Genomic DNA, 19,115 nt, shown 5'->3' on the forward strand with positions numbered 1-19,115 from the left:
GTTTATATAATTATATTTTATATTAGTTGATTATAATTTTTTTGTTAGTATCACCTTTATTAGTTCTCATTTTTACAATATAAATACCCGTTGGTATTTGTTTTTTGATATCTAATTGATACGTACTTTTTTGTTCTTTAATATTCCAAAGACTTACTTTTTTACCAAGAATATCAAACAACTCTACTTTGTTAATTTCTATATCTTGATTTTTAGAGATTACAATATTGTTATTCTCATTGTCGGCATAAATACTTGTATATCCTTCTAAAATATCATCTTCTACACTAAGTACACTAGCATCTTTAAAAGCAAGTACAAAGCGATCTGTATAAACTCCTTTTTCTAAAGTTAAAGTAGCTTTTCCTTGTTTAACATTGTAAGATGTATTTGTCAGTTTATCTGTAATATAAATATCTCTATCCACATTTTGAATTTCATCTACCATTACATTCACTTGTCCAGAATAATCAACAACTAGTTCTAAAGGAACTTCTAACTCGTTAGATATTTCTTGTACCCCAGCAATTACATAATTTGTATCGTCATTAAGGAATTTAAAATACATGTCTGTTTTACCAGTTTCATATACTTCCGAGTCATATCCTTTATTAAAAGCAAAAGAATTTGTTTCTTGAAAAGAGATTGCTATTTGGTTATGAAGTAATAATTCTTCCGTGTTTTTATATTCAAAACCTAATTTAATAATAGGCAATAAGTTTGTTGAAATTGCTGTTTTACTGCTTTTTCCACTTGCTTTAAAAAATATAGATTCAGCACCTTCTGTAACATAAGCTCTTTGGGTGTTGTTAAAATTAATTGGTCCACCAGACTCATCACCTTGTATAAAGAAACCTTGTCCTATTGCTATGTATTTTGAAGGTGTTTTATAAGTCATATCATCGCTATCACCTGTACCACCTGTACCATTATTGTTATTAGAAGCTAAAGAACTAGCAGCTGTAGAGGTAGTTAAATTTATAGCTGCGTATCCACCAATGTATCCACCAAATATATGTCCATCAATTCCTTCTCCTTCACCTAATTCACTTTCTTGGTGTTCCCAGAAATAAAGAGTTCCTGTTGTACTGTCTAGATTGTCTTCTATAAATTTTCTAGTATTTATAGCAGAAGGGAAAGGGTTACCAATTAAGTAATCTTGATCAGTATCTATTTCAAATGCGGTATTAAAATCACCATCATTAGGTGTTCCTGAGAAAGTATAATTTTGTCCATCTTCTTTACCAGGTCCTTTAAAAATAAATCCATCACCTCTATTTATTATACCATCTTTATATTTATGTACATAGTTTATTCTACCATTAGTTTGAGGAGAATAGGTGTAAATCCAGTAATCTGCTAATGAAATACCTGTGCTAGTAAAAGAACCATCATAACCACCAACAAATGTTATGTCTTTTGGAGTACTTGGATCTGTACCATCTTTTAATACATCTTCTATAGTGTAGGTGTTAGTTCCTGAATTAACAGGAGAACTCATGTACCCATATCTATATAAACTAGGTATATCTGAATTTTGATCTACTAAAAGTTTCCCCATAACACCAGTTGTTGTACTTGTAATTGTGCTAGTACCAGTGTGTGTTTGCACTAATTGAGCTAATGTACCTGCTAAACGAATATCACCATCTAAAGTAATATCATTTGTAACCACTAACAATTGATCTGTTACTTTTAATGTTTTACTTGCATCAATTTTAAGTTTTCTAGCGCTTAATCTGTTTGTTTCATGTTCAAAATCTTGATCAATTACCACAGAACGAGATCTATCTGGATACCCATTTGTATACAAATTGTTAGTAGCTGTTGAAGTAGTAATATCAATTCTATGTAAACCTAACAACGTGTTTGCTTCTGTACTAGAAGATTCAATTTCTGAGATTAAAGGATCTTGCGGATGTCTTTTATCTCCTGCAACAGTTTCATCACCAATTGGTTGATAAGGTAAAATAGCATCATCTATAAATACTACCCATTCATTTGCATCGTAGTCTTTATTGTATATTAATGTTTCATCTATTCTTACTTTTGATGTTTTATCAGCAATTGCTTGAATGATATCATATCTGTTGTTGTAAGAAGAAGCATCATTGGTAGATGATAAAGTAACCATGTCATTAGCGCCTTCAATATTGGTTAATACGTCGCTATTTATAACTCTTGTTAAATCAGAGTTATCAAAGTTAGTAATTGCATTATTAGTGCTTTTTAACAATATAGATTTACCAGCAGCTAATATATTTGGAAATGTATAGAAAGCATCTGGAACCGTGGTTTGTGTACCTGTTTTATCTACATATAATTGAACTTGAATAAGATTAGCAGCAATACTTTTAGTAGCATGAATGTTTGTAATTTCTATCCATCTGTCTGTATTGCTATCATTATCATATTGATATACTTGAGTAATCATTGCAATTCCATCATCAGAAATATCTCTATAATCTACATCTCCAAAAGTTAAGGCATCTGTATCAGCATCTGTAAAATTATCTGTTTGTGTGTTGTCAAAAATACCATTTACATCAGTATAACCTAAATCTGTATTACCTGTTTCTGCAAGATCGTTTAAACCATTAATACCAAAAGTACCTGTAGACATTCCGTTACCATCATTTGGCAAGCCTGTTCCAGATTCTATAACATCAAATATACCATCGCCATCAGAATCTAAGTCTAAATAATCTGGTATTGTATCTGCATTTACAGTTGCATTTTCGTCTGTATTTGTTGGGTTTACTCCAATAATTGCACCAGATTCATAAGCATCGTCCATACCATTGTTGTTTGCATCTGTTATTCCTGCACCAAAACCACTAGGAGCGATATAACCTTTAGATGTTTGGCTTTCTATATTATCTGGAATTCCGTCATTATCTGCATCTAAATCTAAGTAATTTGCAACAGCATCTCCATCTGTATTTGTAGGTGTATTGCCTGTACCTGCAGAACTTGGTATTCCATTGTTAGGGTCTATATCTCCATCTGCTTTACCATCTCTATCAGCGTCTATACCACCAGCTTCTATAACATCTGGAATACCATCATTATCAGAATCTAAATCTAAAGAATTAGGGATACCATCTCCATCTTGATCATTAAAACTTGCTGGACATTCTAAAGTAGCAAAAACAATATTATCTACCCCAACATCATTCCCTGCAGAACCATTAGGTTGGTCGTTAAAAATTACAATATCTAAAGTAGTTTTTGTTGCTGTAAAGTTTAATGATACTCTTCTCCAAATATCATCATTAGGTTCTCCTGCCGCTGGTGATGATATTGTTTGTGTTGTTGCTCCAGAATCATCTTGTACTTCCAATCTAAAAATTGGCTTGTCACTACATCCATTACATAAACCCGCTAAATCTAGTCTAAACCTATAATCTGCTCCAATAATTAAATTGGTTAAAGACTGACGATAAAACTCTGTATTAGCTTGATTAATCATGTTTATAGCTAAATATCTACTGTTTGTAGAACCACCTGCTGGACCTGTAAATTGATCTATATTTGAATCTATATCTCCATTTTTGTCTGTACGATTGTAGTCTGATAATCCTGAAGTGAGTGATGAAACTACGGCATAAGAACCATCTGGTATGGCACCAGAACTAGTATATGAATGATTTTCTACATTGTTATTTGTAGTTCTAGTAGTTCCTGTACCAAAGTCTTCGCTAGAAATTACAATAATTTCTACTTTTTCAGAAAGATCACAGTTTCCATCTTCTACACTGTCTATAATACCATCATTATCGCTATCTGCATCAATAGAATCTGGTATGCCATCATTATCTGTATCTATATTTACATTGATATCTCTGTAATCTACATCACCAATAGCGGAGTTGGCATCTCCATCGGTATCTGTAAAGTTATCCGTTTGTGTGTCATCATACTTTCCGTTTACATCTGTATATAAATTATCTGTACCATCTGTCTCAATAGCATCTGCAAGTCCGTTTGTACCAACAGTCCCTGTTACTTTACCAGCACCATCGTTCGATAAATTGCTTCCGGATTCAACAATGTCAAATAAACCATCACCATCAGCATCTAAGTCTAAATAATCTGGTTTAACATCTGCACCAGAAATAGCATTTTCATCTGTATTAATAGTTGTTAAACCTAATGAACCAGATCCGTCTGAATTACCATTAGGAGTTGCATCATAAGCGTCGTCTAAACCATCATTATCCGAATCGATTCCTGTAGGAGGGATATAACCTCTAGTAGTTTGTGCTTCAATATTATCTGGGATACCATCGTTATCTGAATCTAAATCTAACGAATTAGTGATGCCATCTCCATCAGTATCATTATCACAAATTTTACTTGACGATAATTTAGAAAAAGGAATAGCACTTTTGGTAATGCTGCTGCTTGAGTATTGAACAGTTAGAGATTCGCCTCCACCGTTTTCAAAAAATAGTACTGTAATGTCGTGTAAACCCGGTAATAAAGCGATACTTCCACTTTTTTCTGTAGGGCCATGGTTTCCGTCATTACTTACAATTTGATTATTATCTATAAATAGTTTAGAACCATCATCTGAGTTGGTGTAAAAAGTATACGTTTCTGAGGTTTCAATAGTTATAAAACCTGTATATCGTATACTAAAGGTATCACCATCTCCTGGTGTTTCTATAGCATAAAGAGCATCTACATCAAAATCTGTAACGGTACCCGTACCTTTTGCACCTGTTGTAGGTATGTTATCTACTGTAGAACCGGTAGGTACACTATCATAAAACTCATAGTTTAAACGATTATTTCTAGAAGCAGCACAATTGTTATCTGTTTCGTTAACATCTAAAATTCCATCGTTATCATCATCAATATCTATAGAGTCAATAATACCATCATTATCTGTATCTACTGTATCAGTGGTATTCGTTTTATTTGTTGATTTTCCTATAGAAGTAGTAATTAGAGTTTGTGAGTAACTATTTATTGTAAATAGAAATAACACATATAAAAACTGTGATTTTTTTAAACGAAATTTTTTCGTTTTATTAAGGGGGTTAATCATGAAAGAAAATTTATTGCAAAAGTAGTGGATTATTAATCAATTGAAGTGTTATTAGGCTTTGACCTCTAAGATAATACTCTATATTATTTTAAATGTATACGTAATATCCGTTTTTTTGGTTTTAGTATTCTTGTGTTTTTCTTAGATAATTATTTTTTTTTATGAATTAGATAATGATTCTTATTTTTTTTATGAAATTGATATAAATAACCATTCATTATTTTTATTTTAAAAGAAGAAAATTTATTGATTTATTTTAAGTAAAACTGCATAAATGCTTTAAAATAGTAGTTTTATTTAGGTTTGTTAGAAACTATGACTATTTAATTTAACGTGTATATAAAAGTAAAGCAACTTTTTTTATACACGTTTTTTTATATTATTTTTTGATAAAAAAAAACGAGTAACAGAAATTTATTTCTGTTACTCGTTTTTAATTTAATCTACCTTAATTTATCAGTACAAGTATTTGTTATTCAATAATTACTTTTTTGTTAGTATCACCTTTATTAGTTCTCATTTTTACAATATAAATACCCGTTGGTATTTGTTTTTTGATATCTAATTGATACGTACTTTTTTGTTCTTTAATATTCCAAAGACTTACTTTTTTACCAAGAATATCAAACAATTCTACTTTGTTAATTTCTATATCTTGATTTTTAGAGATTACAATATTGTTATTCTCATTGTCGGCATAAATACTTGTATATCCTTCTAAAATATCATCTTCTACACTAAGTACACTAGCATCTTTAAAAGCAAGTACAAAGCGATCTGTATAAACTCCTTTTTCTAAAGTTAAAGTAGCTTTTCCTTGTTTAACATTGTAAGATGTATTTGTCAGTTTATCTGTAATATAGATATCTCTATCAACATTTTGAATTTCATCTACCATTACATTCACTTGTCCAGAATAATCAACAACTAGTTCTAAAGGAACTTCTAACTCGTTAGATATTTCTTGTACCCCAGCAATTACATAATTTGTATCATCATTAGGGAATTTAAAATACATGTCTGTTTTACCAGTTTCATATACTTCCGAGTCATATCCTTTATTAAAAGCAAAAGAATTTGTTTCTTGAAAAGAGATTGCTATTTGGTTATGAAGTAATAATTCTTCCGTGTTTTTATATTCAAAACCTAATTTAATAATAGGCAATAAGTTTGTTGAAATTGCTGTTTTACTGCTTTTTCCACTTGCTTTAAAAAATATAGATTCAGCACCTTCTGTAACATAAGCTCTTTGTGTGTTGTTAAAATTAATTGGTCCACCATCGTCATCACCTTGTATAAAGAAACCTTGTCCTATTGCTATGTATGGTAAAGGTGTTTTATAGGCCATATCATCGCTATCGCCTGTACCACCTGTACCATTATTGTTATTAGAAGCTAAAGAACTAGCAGCTGTAGACGTAGTTAAATTTATAGCTGCATATCCACCAATGTATCCACCAAATATATGTCCATCAATTCCTTCTCCTTCACCTAATTCACTTTCTTGGTGTTCCCAGAAATAAAGAGTTCCTGTTGTACTGTCTAGATTGTCTTCTATAAATTTTCTAGTATTTATAGAAGAAGGGAAAGGGTTACCAATTAAGTAATCTTGATCAGTACCTATTTCAACTATGGTATTAAAATCACCATCATTAGGTGTTCCTGAGAAAGTATAGTTTTGTCCATCTTCTTTACCAGGTCCTTTAAAAATAAATCCATCACCTCTATTTATTATACCATCTTCATATTTATGTACATAGTTTATTCTACCATTAGTTTGAGGAGAATAGGTGTAAATCCAGTAATCTGCTAATGAAATACCTGTGCTAGTAAAAGAACCATCATAACCATCAACAAATGTTATGTCTTTTGGATTGCTTGGATCTGTACCATCTTTTAATACATCTTCTATAGTGTAGGTGTTAGTTCCTGAATTAACAGGAGAACTCATGTACCCATATCTATATAAACTAGGTATATCTGAGTTTTGATCTATTAAAAGTTTTCCCATATCACCAGTTATTGTACTTGTAATTGTACTAGTACCAGTGTGTGTTTGCACTAATTGAGCTAAAGTACCTGTTAAACGAATATCACCATCTAAAGTAATATCATTTGTAACTACTAACAATTGATCTGTTACTGTTAACGTGTTACTTGCATCAACTTTAAGTTTTCTAGCGCTTAATCTATTACCAGTATGCTCAAAATCTTGATCAATTACAACAGAACGAGATCTATCTGGATACCCATTTGTATACAAATTGTTAGTAGCTGTTGAAGTAGTAATATTAATTCTATGTAAACCTAACAAAGTATTAGCTTCTGTACTAGAAGATTCAATTTCTGAGATTAAAGGATCTTGCGGATGTCTTTTGTCTCCAGCAACAGTTTCATCACCAATTGGTTGATAAGGTAAAATAGCATCATCTATAAATACTACCCATTCACTAGCTGTGTAGTCTTTATTAGGTGTTAATGTTTCATCTATTCTTACAACAGAAGTTTTGTTCGTAACATTAGAAACAACATCGTATCTATTACCCCATGAAGAAGTACCTGTTGAAGAAGAAAGTGTAATGATGTCATTACCTCCTTCAAGATCTGTTAGGTTATCTACTTGTGGGTAAACAACATTATCTACAATTGTTGCTGTGCTTCTTAAATTTTCAATACCGTTTCCAGAGTTTTTAAACAATACAGATTCTCCACTTGCTAATAACGTTGTAACTGTATAAGTAACATCTGGAGTAACACCTGTTTGATCACCTGTTTTATCTTTATACAGCTGAATATTTATAGTATTTGCTGGAATTTCTGTTGTACCAATATTTGTAATTTCAATCCATTTTTCTGTACCAACTTGATATACTTGTGTAATCATAACATCTCCAGCAATATTTGCAGGAATAGACGTTAAATATAAAGTAGCTTGGTCACATGCTTGTGGAGTTCCATTATCACATATATTATAAATTACAGGTACCGTTCCGGTAAATCCAGCTTCAGGTACAAAAGTATAAGAACCGTCTGTGTTTATGGTTATCGAACCAATTCCAGAGATTACTTCTGGTGTACCAGGTGTAACTGGGCTTGTTGTACCATTAAAAGTAGCAGAAGCCGTAGTAATTGTTTGTGTATTTCCTTCTGGATCAAAGTCATTTGTAACAACATTTCCATTCATTGTAGTTCCTTGCTGAGCAGAATTGGCATCATCATTAGCAAACGTGTTGTTTCCAAAATTGTTAATAACATTTATGCTAAGAATAGCTGTATTAGTACCACCATTACCGTCAGAAATGGTGTACGTAATAGGTTCTAAAGTACCAACAAAAGTCAGCGTAGAAGAATATGTGTAGTCACCATTAGCCTCTATTGTAATATTACCAGCAGGAACTGAATTGCCATTTTCATTAATTCCAAAAATTTCTATTTGACTGCCAACTGTTATATTCTCTAGATTGGTAGTACCAGTCCTTGTAAATGTTGCAGAAGTTACAGTAATAGCGTCACCGTCGGGATCACTGTCATTATTAAATAAGTTTGAACTTACTGTTGTATTTATTTCCGTAGTAGCTACGTCATTTTGTGCAGTTGGCGGATTATTAGCGCCTGTTTCAATGTTAATGTTCGGAATTACTTCAATAGATAATATTGCTGTGTCAATCGGTGTTCCATCACCTGTTCCAGTATAAGTAACAGGATCAATAGTTCCTGTAAATCCTGCAGCAGGTATAAAAGTATACGTTCCGTCTGCATTAATAGTTAAAGAACCAGCGTTTGCAACTGCAGTACCGTTATCATGTACACCAGCAACTTGTTTAGCAGTTCCTAAAGTAAATCCTGTTGCAGTAACACTTGTTACACCTTGGTCGTTTGTTATTAATTGACCATCAACAGGTGTGTCTTGCGGAGTTTGATTGATATCATTCTCTGCAATTACATCATCAGGAATAGACGTTAAATACAAAGTAGCTTCATCACATACTTGTGGAGTTCCATTATCACATACACTGTATGTTACAGGGACTGTTCCCACAAAATTAGTCTCAGGAACAAAGGTATATGTCCCATCTGCGTTTAATGTTAACTTACCTACATTAGGAATCGTTGTTTCTGTACCAACAGTTATTTCTGTTGTTGTACCGTTAAAAGTAGCAGAAGCCGTAGTAACTGTTTGTGTATTCCCTTCTGGGTCAAAGTCATTTGTAACAACATCACCATTCATTGTAGTTCCTTGCGGAGCAGAATTGGCATCGTCATTAGCAAACGTATTGTTTCCGTAGTTAGGAATCACATCTAAGTTAAGAATAGCGGTATCTGTTTCTCCATCAATATCTGTAATTGTGTATGTAATATCGTTTACAGTTCCTGTAAAACCAGTAGCAGGCGTAAAGGTATATTCTCCATTTACATCGAAGTTAATAGTACCAGCTACATCTACTGGGTTCCCGTTTTTATCTAATCCGGAAACAGTTTGTCCTGTAACAGGAAACGTAGTAACAGTAGTTGGAGTACTCGTAGCACCAGAATTGGTTGTTACGTTGGTTGTAAAACCAGTTACAGTAATCGTATCACCTGTATCAGGATCAGAATCATTGGTAAGTATTGTAGAACTTACAACAGTATTTAATTCTGTAGTGCTTACATCATTCTGCGCCGTTGGCGGATTGTTACCGGCTGGCTGAATATTAGGTAATATTTCAATAGATAAAGTAGCCGTATCTGTTGCACCACCAGCATTCTCACCTGTATATGTTACAGGATTAATAGTTCCTTTAAAACCTGCAGCAGGTACAAAAGTATATGTTCCGTCTGCGTTGATAGTTAAAGAACCAGCGTTTGCAACTACATTTCCGTTATTATCTACACCAGCAACTTGTTTAGCAGTTCCTAAAGTAAATCCTGTTGCAGTAACAGTTGTTACACCTTGGTCGTTTATTATTAATTGACCATTAACAGTAGTGTCTTGCGGAGTTTGATTGATATCATTTTCAGCAGTAACATCAGCAGGAATAGACGTTAAATATAAATTAGCTTGGTCACATGCTTGTACTGTTGGCGAGGTAACGGTATCACATTTAGTGTATGTTACAGGTACTGTTCCTACAAAGTCAGCATCAGGTACAAAGGTATATGTTCCATCTGCGTTTAATGTTAAATCCCCAACATTAGGAATCGTTGTTTTTGTACCAACAGTAATTGCTGTTGTTGTACCGTTAAAAGTAGCAGAAGCCGTAGTAACTGTTTGTGTATTCCCTTCTGGGTCAAAGTCATTTGTAACAACATCACCATCCATTGTAGTTCCTTGCGGAGCAGAATTAGCATCATCATTAGCAAACGTATTGTTTCCGTAATTAGGAATTACATTTAAGTTAAGAATAGCAGTATCTGTACCACCGTTTCCATCAGAAACTGTATATGTAATATCGTTTATTGTACCTGTAAAATTGTTAGCAGGAATAAACTCATAAGTTCCAACTGCATTTACTTTAACAGTACCAGCATTTGCAACAGCAACTCCATTTTCATCAATACCAGAAACCGTTTTAGCAGTTCCTAAGGTAAAAGAACTAACTACTCCAGCTTCATTAGTCGTTGTAGCTTCGGTAATAGTTATTATATCACCTGTATCAGGGTCAGAATCGTTAGAAAGTACTGTTGAAGTTACATCTGTATTTAACTCTGTAGTATTTACATCATTCTGTGTCGTTGGCGGATTGTTACCAGCTGGCTGAATGTTAGGTAATACTTCAATAGATAAAGTAGCTGTGTCAGTGCCATTACCTGCTCCTTTTCCAGTATAAGTAACAGGATCAATAGTTCCTGTAAACCCTGCAGCAGGTACAAAAGTATACGTTCCGTCTGCGTTGATAGTTAAAGAACCAGCGTTTGCAACTACATTTCCGTTATTATCTACACCAGAAACTTGTTTAGCAGTTCCTAAAGTAAATCCTGTTGCGGTAACACTTGTTACACCTTGGTCGTTTGTTATTAATTGACCATCAACAGTTGTGTCTTGCGGAGTTTGATTGATATCATTCTCTGCAGTAACATCAGCAGGAATAGAAGTTAAATATAAAGTAGCTTGGTCACATGCTTGTACTGTTGGCGAGGTAACGGTATCACATTTAGTGTATGTTACAGGCACTGTACCAACAAAATCAGTATCAGGAACAAATGTATAAGTTCCAATTGCATTAAGTGTTAATTTCCCAACATTAGGAATCGTTGTTTCTGTACCAATAGTAATTGGAGTTGAAGTTGTTCCTACTAAAGCAGAAGCAGTAGTAACTGTTTGTGTATTTCCTTCTGGATCAAAGTCATTTGTAACAACATCACCATTCATTGTTGTTCCTTGTGGAGCAGAATTAGCATCATCATTAGCAAAGGTGTTGTTTCCGTAATTAGGAATTACATCTAAGCTTAAAATAGAAGTATCTGTACCACCGTTTCCATCAGAAACTGTGTATGTAATATCGTTTATTGTACCTGTAAAATTGTTAGCAGGAATAAACTCATAAGTTCCATCTGCATTTACTTTAACAGTACCAGCATTTGCAACAGCAACTCCATTTTCATCAATACCAGAAACCGTTTTAGCAGTTCCTAAGGTAAAAGGACTAACTACTCCAGCTTCATTAGTCGTTGTAGCTTCGGTAATAGTTATTGTATCTCCATCAGGATCAGAATCATTAGAAAGTATTGTAGAGTTTAAAGTTGTATTTAACTCTGTAGTATTTACATCGTTCTGTGCTGTTGGCGGATTGTTACCCGCTGGCTGAATATTAGGTAATACTTCAATAGATAAGGTAGCGCTATCTGTTCCAATACCTGCTCCAGTTCCTAAATAAGTTACAGGGTCAATTGTTCCTGTAAAACCTGTAGTAGGAGTAAAGCTGTATGTTCCGTTTTCATTAAGAGTTAATAAACCTGCGTTTGCAACTACAGTTCCGTTTTCATCTACACCAGAAACTGTTGTAGGTGTCCCTAAAACAAATCCAGTAGCTTTTATACTTGTAATACCTTCGTCATTAGTTAATAAATCTCCATCAACAGTTGTGTCTTTCGGTGTTTGATTGATATCATTCTCTGCAGTAACATCTGTAGGAATAGAGGTTAAATATAAAGTAGCTTCATCACATTTTTGAGGTGATCCGGTATCGCATATCTCATATTTTACAGGTATTGTTCCTCTAAAAGTATCTAATGGCACAAATGTATAAGATCCATTTGAATTTAAAGTTAAAGAACCTACACCTGCAATTACAGTAGGCGTACCAATATTTATGGTTGTTCCGTTTACTGAAGCTGAATTTACCGTTTGTGTATCGCCTAAATCTGGATCAAAATCATTAGTCAACACATTACCATTCATTGTAGTTCCTTGCGGAGCAGAATTTGCATCATCATTAGCAAACGTATTGTTTCCAAAATTAGAAATTACATTTAAGTTTAAAATAGCAGTATCTGTACCACCGTTTCCATCAGAAACTGTATATGTAATATCGTTTATTGTACCTGTAAATCCTGTTGCAGGAACAAACTCATAAGTTCCATCATCGTTTAATGTAAGTGAACCTGCATTTGTAACGGCAACTCCATTCTCATCAACACCAGCAACTGTTGTAGCAGTATCAATTGTTACATCATTAGAAGTAACTGTTAAATTATCTCCATCAGGATCAGAATCATTAGAAAGCATTGTAGAGTTTACAGTTGTATTTAATTCTGTAGTAGCTACATCATCTTGTGCTGTTGGCGGATTATTACCGCTAGGCAAAATGTTTGGTACTACTTCAATATTTAAAGTAGCTGTATCTGTTTCATTGTTAGCTCCTTCTCCGGTATAGGTTATTGGATTAATTGTACCTGTAAATCCTGTAGTAGGAGTAAAGGTATATGTACCATCGTCTTTAATAGTAATTGAACCTGCATTTGCAACGGCAACACCATTTTCATCTACACCAGGCACGTTATTAATAGTTATTCCTGTAGTTCCTGTAGGAACAGCAGTTGCAGTCCCATTTATAATAACAGAAGTTACACTTGTTACATTTTCATCATTAGTTAATAATGCACCATCAACAGGCATGTCTTTTGGTGTTTGATTGATATCATTTTCTGTATTTACATCAGTATTACATTCTGGACTTTGAATATCTTTATTTTGAGATGTACCAATTCCTTGACCTACAGATGTACCATTTACAACTGCATTAGGAACTCCTTGTGCAGTTACACCACCTTGGTTAACGTAATCTATTGCACCAGTACTTGTTAATTGATTTGCTGTAATGTTTCCCGTTCCTTCTAAAGCATCAAAACAACCGTCACCGTCACTATCTAAATCAAAAATATTTGGTATTCCATCATTATCATCATCACAAGGATCATTTTCAAGAGGAATAAGTTCACTTTCTACAACACCTCTTGCTCCCGCGTAAAATTCGGCTCTAATATCTATATAATCTAAAGATGAAATAACAGCATTAAACTGAGCTTGTGATATTCCAAAATTATCAGCTGTCAAAGGCACTGTAATTGTAAAATCTGTTACAACAGGAGTTATTGTAGAAGGAGCTGTTACTCCGTAAGGAGCTTCTGTTAAATCTATAGTGTATTGGGTAGTACCACTACCTATGCGAACATCTGTAGTTCCTCCGAAAAAAGGTTCACCAGGGTCTTCTGTAAAAATTCTAAAAATTAAGTTATTACCATCTATATATGTGTGGTCTTTACCTTGTGTGTTTAACCTATAGTAAGTTACACCACTTGATTGGTCAATGTATCGTAAACCAGTTTCATTATTATTTGGTCCTGCATCTGTAACTAAAGAGCTACCAGCAGCACCACCACCGACTACTGTTAAGTAGCCTGCGTTTGCATTAGATATAATTAAATCTTTGCTAAAGCTAAAGTTAGGGCATTCAACAATATCTAAAATGCCATCATTATCACTGTCATCATCGTTAACATCTGCAATACCATCACCATCCGTATCTTTTAAAATTGTTATTTTCACACTACCATTAGCTCCATTTGTTTGTGATGCACCAGTAGCTGCACCATTTAGACCACCAGTAATTGTACTACTAACATAAGTAGCAAGGGTAGTATTCACATAAGAACCACCACCACCACCAGAACCCTGAAAACCAGCAGCACCACCACCAGAGTAGCCAGCACCACCACCAGCGTAATTTGATCCACCAGCTCCACCACCAGTAAGTCCTCTACCTCCATTACCACCGTTTGTTGATGTAGTACCTCCTAAAGCTAAAGTATAAAGTGTTAAAATTTTACTTCCACCGTTACTTTCACTTCCATTATTTCCATTTTGTTCTATTCCACCACCACCACCACTACGCGAATTCGATGTACCTCCATTACCATTAATACCACCACTACCTCCTAAAGGAGTGTTGTTGTTAGTATTAGTCCCATTACGTCCGTTTGTAGTACTATTGGCTCCTAAGCCAACTGCATTAGTAGAATTATCACCACCACCACCTCCACCAGCAACAAGTGCTAAAGTGCTGTTAATGTATATACCAGTACTACCACCACCACCACCTTGGTTACCACCACCACCGCCTTCTGCTACTAAATATCTTATAACATCTCCATTATTAAGATTATAGATTGCAGTAGCATTAGCTCCATTACCACCAAAAGTATTGGTTCCGTTTCCACCATTACCTCCAGAGATAAGAAAAGATATTTGTTTTGGTCCGCCAGAAACGGTGTAAGAACCAGATTCCACTGTAGAAGTATTTACAACTTCGGTTTGAGAAAATGTTTTTGAATTTGAGAAAAATAAGAAACTAGCAAAAAGTAGTAGTTTTAAACCAGTTGTTGTTTTGGTCTTTAGCAATGAAAGAAAAACATTACCAGACTTACAAAGAGTTGTCCTTGTGTGTTTTTGAGGGGTAGCCATAAGGGGAGTTTTATAAATGTATGCAAAAATAATAATTATTATAGTAATTCTATTTGTTTTTTTTTGGCATAGGAACAGAAATTAAATCTCTTTTTTTGCAAAATTTGAGAAAACTGATAAAAATCATCTTTTAAACTTGGTTTTATTCAGAAATTTGTGGGTATAATTAAAAGATTAAATTATGAGAAGAGATGAGCCTATATCTACAATAATGGCAACAAATTTAGTTACCTTATGTGTTACTGATGATTTAGTTACTGCAGAAAAGTTATTTATAGAACACAAAATAAAACATATTCCGGTGGTTCGTGATAAAGAAATTATAGGAATGTTAAGTTATTATGATATTCAAACAGTAAGTTCTGCTGTTTTAAATGAAGACCAAACATCTGTAGATAGTTATATAAACAACAATTTTTCTATAGCACAAGTTATGGATAAAAGTATTACAGCAATTCCGCCATATACATCTATTAAAGATGCGGCAGAATTATTAACAACAAAAGGATTTCATGCTTTACCAGTAGTTGAAGATTCTGAACTAGTAGGTATTGTTACTACTAGAGATTTAGTGAAATATTTGGTAGCAAAATTATAGTGGTTTTTTATATTGGTTAGTTAGTAAGAAAGAGGCTTTTATAAGGCCTCTTTTTTTGTTATAAAACGAATAAGTGTGTGTTTTTAAGGTTTTTCATGAAATAGAAGTTTATATTATTCATATTTAATCTAAATAAATTTTGAGAATGTTAGTTTGAGTTTTATATTTGCGTTTTTATTGAAAATAACACATTTTACTACATAATTTTTACTGATGAAAAAAACAACTTCTTATTCTTTTAGAAAGTTAATAAACGATATTCATTTATGGTTGGGTTTAGCTAGTGGAATTATTTTATTTTTAGTGTGTTTAAGCGGAACAATTTTAACCTTTGAGCATGAGATAAAAGATTTTTTTGCTGATGACTTTATCGTTGAAAAAACGGAAAATAAAGAATTGGTAAGTACTTTGGTAACAAACTTAAAAGTTGCTGAAATGGGGTTTGTAACAGGAGTAGCTATTGCTGCAGATGAAAAGGAACCATATGTTTTTAACGTAAAAAAAGATTTAAAAGAGCGTCGTGGTTCTAAAGTATTAGTCAATCCTTTTTCTAGTGAAATAAAAACGGTACAAAAAACAAGTGCAGATGCTTTTTTAATGTCGATGTTTAGATTACACAGATGGCTGTTGTTAGATATTAAAATAGGAAGGCCAATTGTGGGAATTGCTACTATTATCTTTTTAATAATATCTATTTCTGGTCTTTATTTATGGTTTCCTAAAAAACTAAAATGGCGAAATATAAAACAAGGTTTTAAAATTAAAACCAAAGCAAATTGGAAACGCATAAATCACGATTTACACAATACCTTAGGTTTTTACGCATGTATATTTCTTGTAATTATGGGGATTACAGGTTTGTGTTGGTCTTTTGAAGGTTATAAAGAAGGTTTAGGAGATTTAATTGGAGCTAAAATTTTTAACCGTTCTAGTCCGAAATTGAAGGTAGAGAAGAACTCAGAAAATAAAGTAATTTCTGTTGATGAAGCAATACAAATAGCCAATAAAACGCTTGCTTATAAAGGAGATTTGTCTGTAACCTTTCCTAACAAAAAGAGTAATTACTATAGCTTTAGAAAAACCAATGAAGCTAACTTTTCTCCAGTAACATCAGATAGATTATATGTAGGTTCTTCTGGAGAAGTTTTAGCGGTAGATTATTTTAAAGACAAACCCTTAAACGTACAATTTGCATCGTTAATAAAACCAATTCATACCGGAGATATTTATGGCTTGTTTTCTAAAATAATTTATTTTTTAGTATGTTTAATCGCGACAAGTTTACCGGTTACAGGTACCATTATTTGGATAAATAAATTAAAGAAAACTAAAAAGGCTAAGTAATTTCTTATCTTTTAAGATTGAAATAAATACTGTTAATATGAATGTAACCTATAAGGTAGCTTCATTATTATCCGTATTTTGTTTTTTTAAATACGCCGCAATAATACGCTGAATGTCTCTATTGTCTTTTTTAGGTTCTACAAAAAACTGGTAGTCTTCTGGGTTTTCTAATTCTTCTGATTTATGCATGTCTACATACCCAAAACCTTGATAAATTCCGTCTAAAATTAAAGCAAAACCGACTTCATTTTCTGTTCTTCCGGTTTCTTTAATCACTAAGTTTTCTGCGCCAATACCTACCGATTTAATCGCTTCTTTTACACGTTTGTTATAATCTTCTACGGTTTCTTTATCGCAACAAACACCTTTACATTCTTTTAGCTGATAATGGAAACAACTGGCAACATTGGTTTGTAAGTGACAATATTTTGGGCACAATTCAAACTCTTTGCAAAGCGCTTCTAAATGATTTCTACATTCTGTAACCGTATAATATTTCATAATAGGGTTGGGAGCTAATTTTAGTCGATTGTAGGCTAAATGGATAATTCCTTTTTGGTCTTCATAAGAAAATAAACCAATAGCTTCACTAGCTCTTCTTTGTGCTCTGTTAAATTTAGGGTATCGGTGTTTTATTTCTGCAGATTCATGTAAGAGTGCTAATAACTCACTTCCTGTTTTTGTAAATGAAATGTCGGCAGTTTCCATGCACATGGTTTGCTCTTTTTTCTTTTTGTCATAAAAATGACTGATCACACGTTGCTTTATATTATTGGCTTTACCAACATAAATAACTTCTTTTTCTATATTTTTAAAGTAATAAACACCAAAAGTTTCGGGTAAATTATCGACAACTTTTTTGTCTAAAAGAGGCGGTAAGGTTGCTTGTCTAGATTTAGGGTTTAAAAAAGAATTGATGGTAAAATTATCATCTCTTTCTATCAATCTTCTAAACAATTCGGTAGTAGCTTCTGCATCTCCTTTTGCACGGTGTCTACCAACAATAGGAATGTTTTCATGTGTACAAATATTTCCTAAACTGTAAGAACTTAAACCAGGCATTATTTTTCTAGTTAAACGAACAGTACACAGTTTTTTTCGTTTAAAATCGAAGCCTAAATTTTTAAATTCTTCCTGAATAATATTATAATCGAAGTTGACATTATGCGCTACAAAAATAGTGCCTTCTGTTATTTCTGCTACCTTTTTTGCAATTTCGTAAAATTTAGGGGCATTTCTAACCATGGCATTTGTAATACCTGTTAGATTGGTAATAAATGCAGGGATATTTTGCTCAGGGTTTACCAAAGAGGTGAACTCGTCTATGACTTTTTTACCGTCAAAAACAAAAATGGATATTTCGGTTATTTTAGAACCTTTATATCCATTTCCTGTGGTTTCTATGTCAACGACTGTGTATAACAATTATTCGATTGTCTTTTTTAAGTCGGCAATAGTTTGCGTAGGGTTTTCAGATCCGAAAACAAAACTACCTGCCACTAAAACATTTGCACCAGCTTCAATTAATGCATTTGCATTATAAGAAGTAACGCCTCCATCTATTTCTATCTTACATTCAGATTCAGTAAAATCGATTAAGTGTTTTAATTGACTTACCTTTTTGTATGTGTTTTCTATGAATGATTGTCCGCCAAAACCTGGGTTTACACTCATTATACAAACTAAATCTAAATCTTCTATAATATCTTCTAAAACTGCAATTGGTGTGTGTGGATTTAAAGCAACTCCGGCTTTCATTCCTGCATCTTTAATTGCTTGAATTGTTCTGTGTAAATGTGTACAAGCTTCGTAATGTACAGTTAAAATGTCTGCGCCTAAATCTGCAAATGTTTGTATGTACTGATCTGGGTTTACAATCATTAAATGTACATCTATTGTTTTTGTAGCGTGTTTAGCAATTGCTTTTAAAACTGGCATTCCAAAAGAAATGTTTGGTACAAAAACACCATCCATAATATCAATATGAAACCAATCTGCTTCACTATTGTTTACCATTTCTATGTCTCTTTGTAAGTTAGCAAAATCTGCTGCTAATACTGAAGGTGCAATTAAATTACTCATTTATTTGTTGTTGTGTTGTTATTTTTATGCGACAAAGGTAATTAATCGCAGGGCGATAGCCAAGAGTTAAATTTTGTGAAGTTTTCTTCGATATG

The 19,115-nt window shown here is 33.2% G+C and carries 6 protein-coding genes; 2 read left to right on the top strand and 4 right to left on the bottom strand.

The window, feature by feature from the left end:
- Positions 1-22 precede the first annotated feature (22 nt).
- The gene (locus WHD08_RS14595; RefSeq protein ID WP_340832870.1) at positions 23-5,056 is read right to left on the bottom strand and encodes a PA14 domain-containing protein; all 5,034 of its coding nucleotides are present in this window, start codon (positions 5,054-5,056) and stop codon (positions 23-25) included.
- 472 nt (positions 5,057-5,528) lie between these two features.
- Positions 5,529-14,996 (bottom strand): Ig-like domain-containing protein, encoded by a 9,468-nt coding sequence (locus WHD08_RS14600; protein ID WP_340832872.1) that lies wholly within the window; start codon positions 14,994-14,996, stop codon positions 5,529-5,531.
- A gap of 181 nt (positions 14,997-15,177) precedes the next feature.
- Between WHD08_RS14600 and WHD08_RS14605 the strand changes: the two genes are divergently transcribed.
- Positions 15,178-15,594: a CBS domain-containing protein gene (locus WHD08_RS14605; RefSeq protein WP_025562381.1), complete on the top strand. Its 417-nt coding sequence runs from the start codon at positions 15,178-15,180 to the stop codon at positions 15,592-15,594.
- A 213-nt stretch (positions 15,595-15,807) separates the two neighbouring features.
- Positions 15,808-16,938, top strand: a complete 1,131-nt coding sequence (locus tag WHD08_RS14610) for a PepSY-associated TM helix domain-containing protein (protein WP_208890316.1) — start codon at positions 15,808-15,810, stop codon at positions 16,936-16,938.
- A 48-nt stretch (positions 16,939-16,986) separates the two neighbouring features.
- Here the strand turns inward: WHD08_RS14610 and WHD08_RS14615 are convergent, their stop codons facing one another.
- Together WHD08_RS14615 and rpe are read right to left on the bottom strand one after the other, a co-directional pair.
- Entirely contained in the window at positions 16,987-18,363 is a 1,377-nt protein-coding gene (locus WHD08_RS14615) for an exonuclease domain-containing protein (protein ID WP_208890315.1), read from the bottom strand.
- The gene (gene rpe, locus WHD08_RS14620) at positions 18,364-19,020 is read right to left on the bottom strand and encodes a ribulose-phosphate 3-epimerase (protein WP_208890314.1); all 657 of its coding nucleotides are present in this window, start codon (positions 19,018-19,020) and stop codon (positions 18,364-18,366) included.
- Positions 19,021-19,115 lie beyond the last annotated feature (95 nt).

This window comes from Polaribacter sejongensis (assembly GCF_038024065.1).
GTDB classification, from domain to species: Bacteria; Bacteroidota; Bacteroidia; order Flavobacteriales; family Flavobacteriaceae; genus Polaribacter; species Polaribacter sejongensis.

Coding starts and splice junctions, on each gene's coding strand:
- WHD08_RS14600 (WP_340832872.1), bottom strand. CDS start 14,996: ATGGCTACCCCTCAAAAACACACAAGGACAACTCTTTGTAAGTCTGGT.
- WHD08_RS14605 (WP_025562381.1), top strand. CDS start 15,178: ATGAGAAGAGATGAGCCTATATCTACAATAATGGCAACAAATTTAGTT.
- rpe (WP_208890314.1), bottom strand. CDS start 19,020: ATGAGTAATTTAATTGCACCTTCAGTATTAGCAGCAGATTTTGCTAAC.
- WHD08_RS14610 (WP_208890316.1), top strand. CDS start 15,808: ATGAAAAAAACAACTTCTTATTCTTTTAGAAAGTTAATAAACGATATT.
- WHD08_RS14595 (WP_340832870.1), bottom strand. CDS start 5,056: ATGATTAACCCCCTTAATAAAACGAAAAAATTTCGTTTAAAAAAATCA.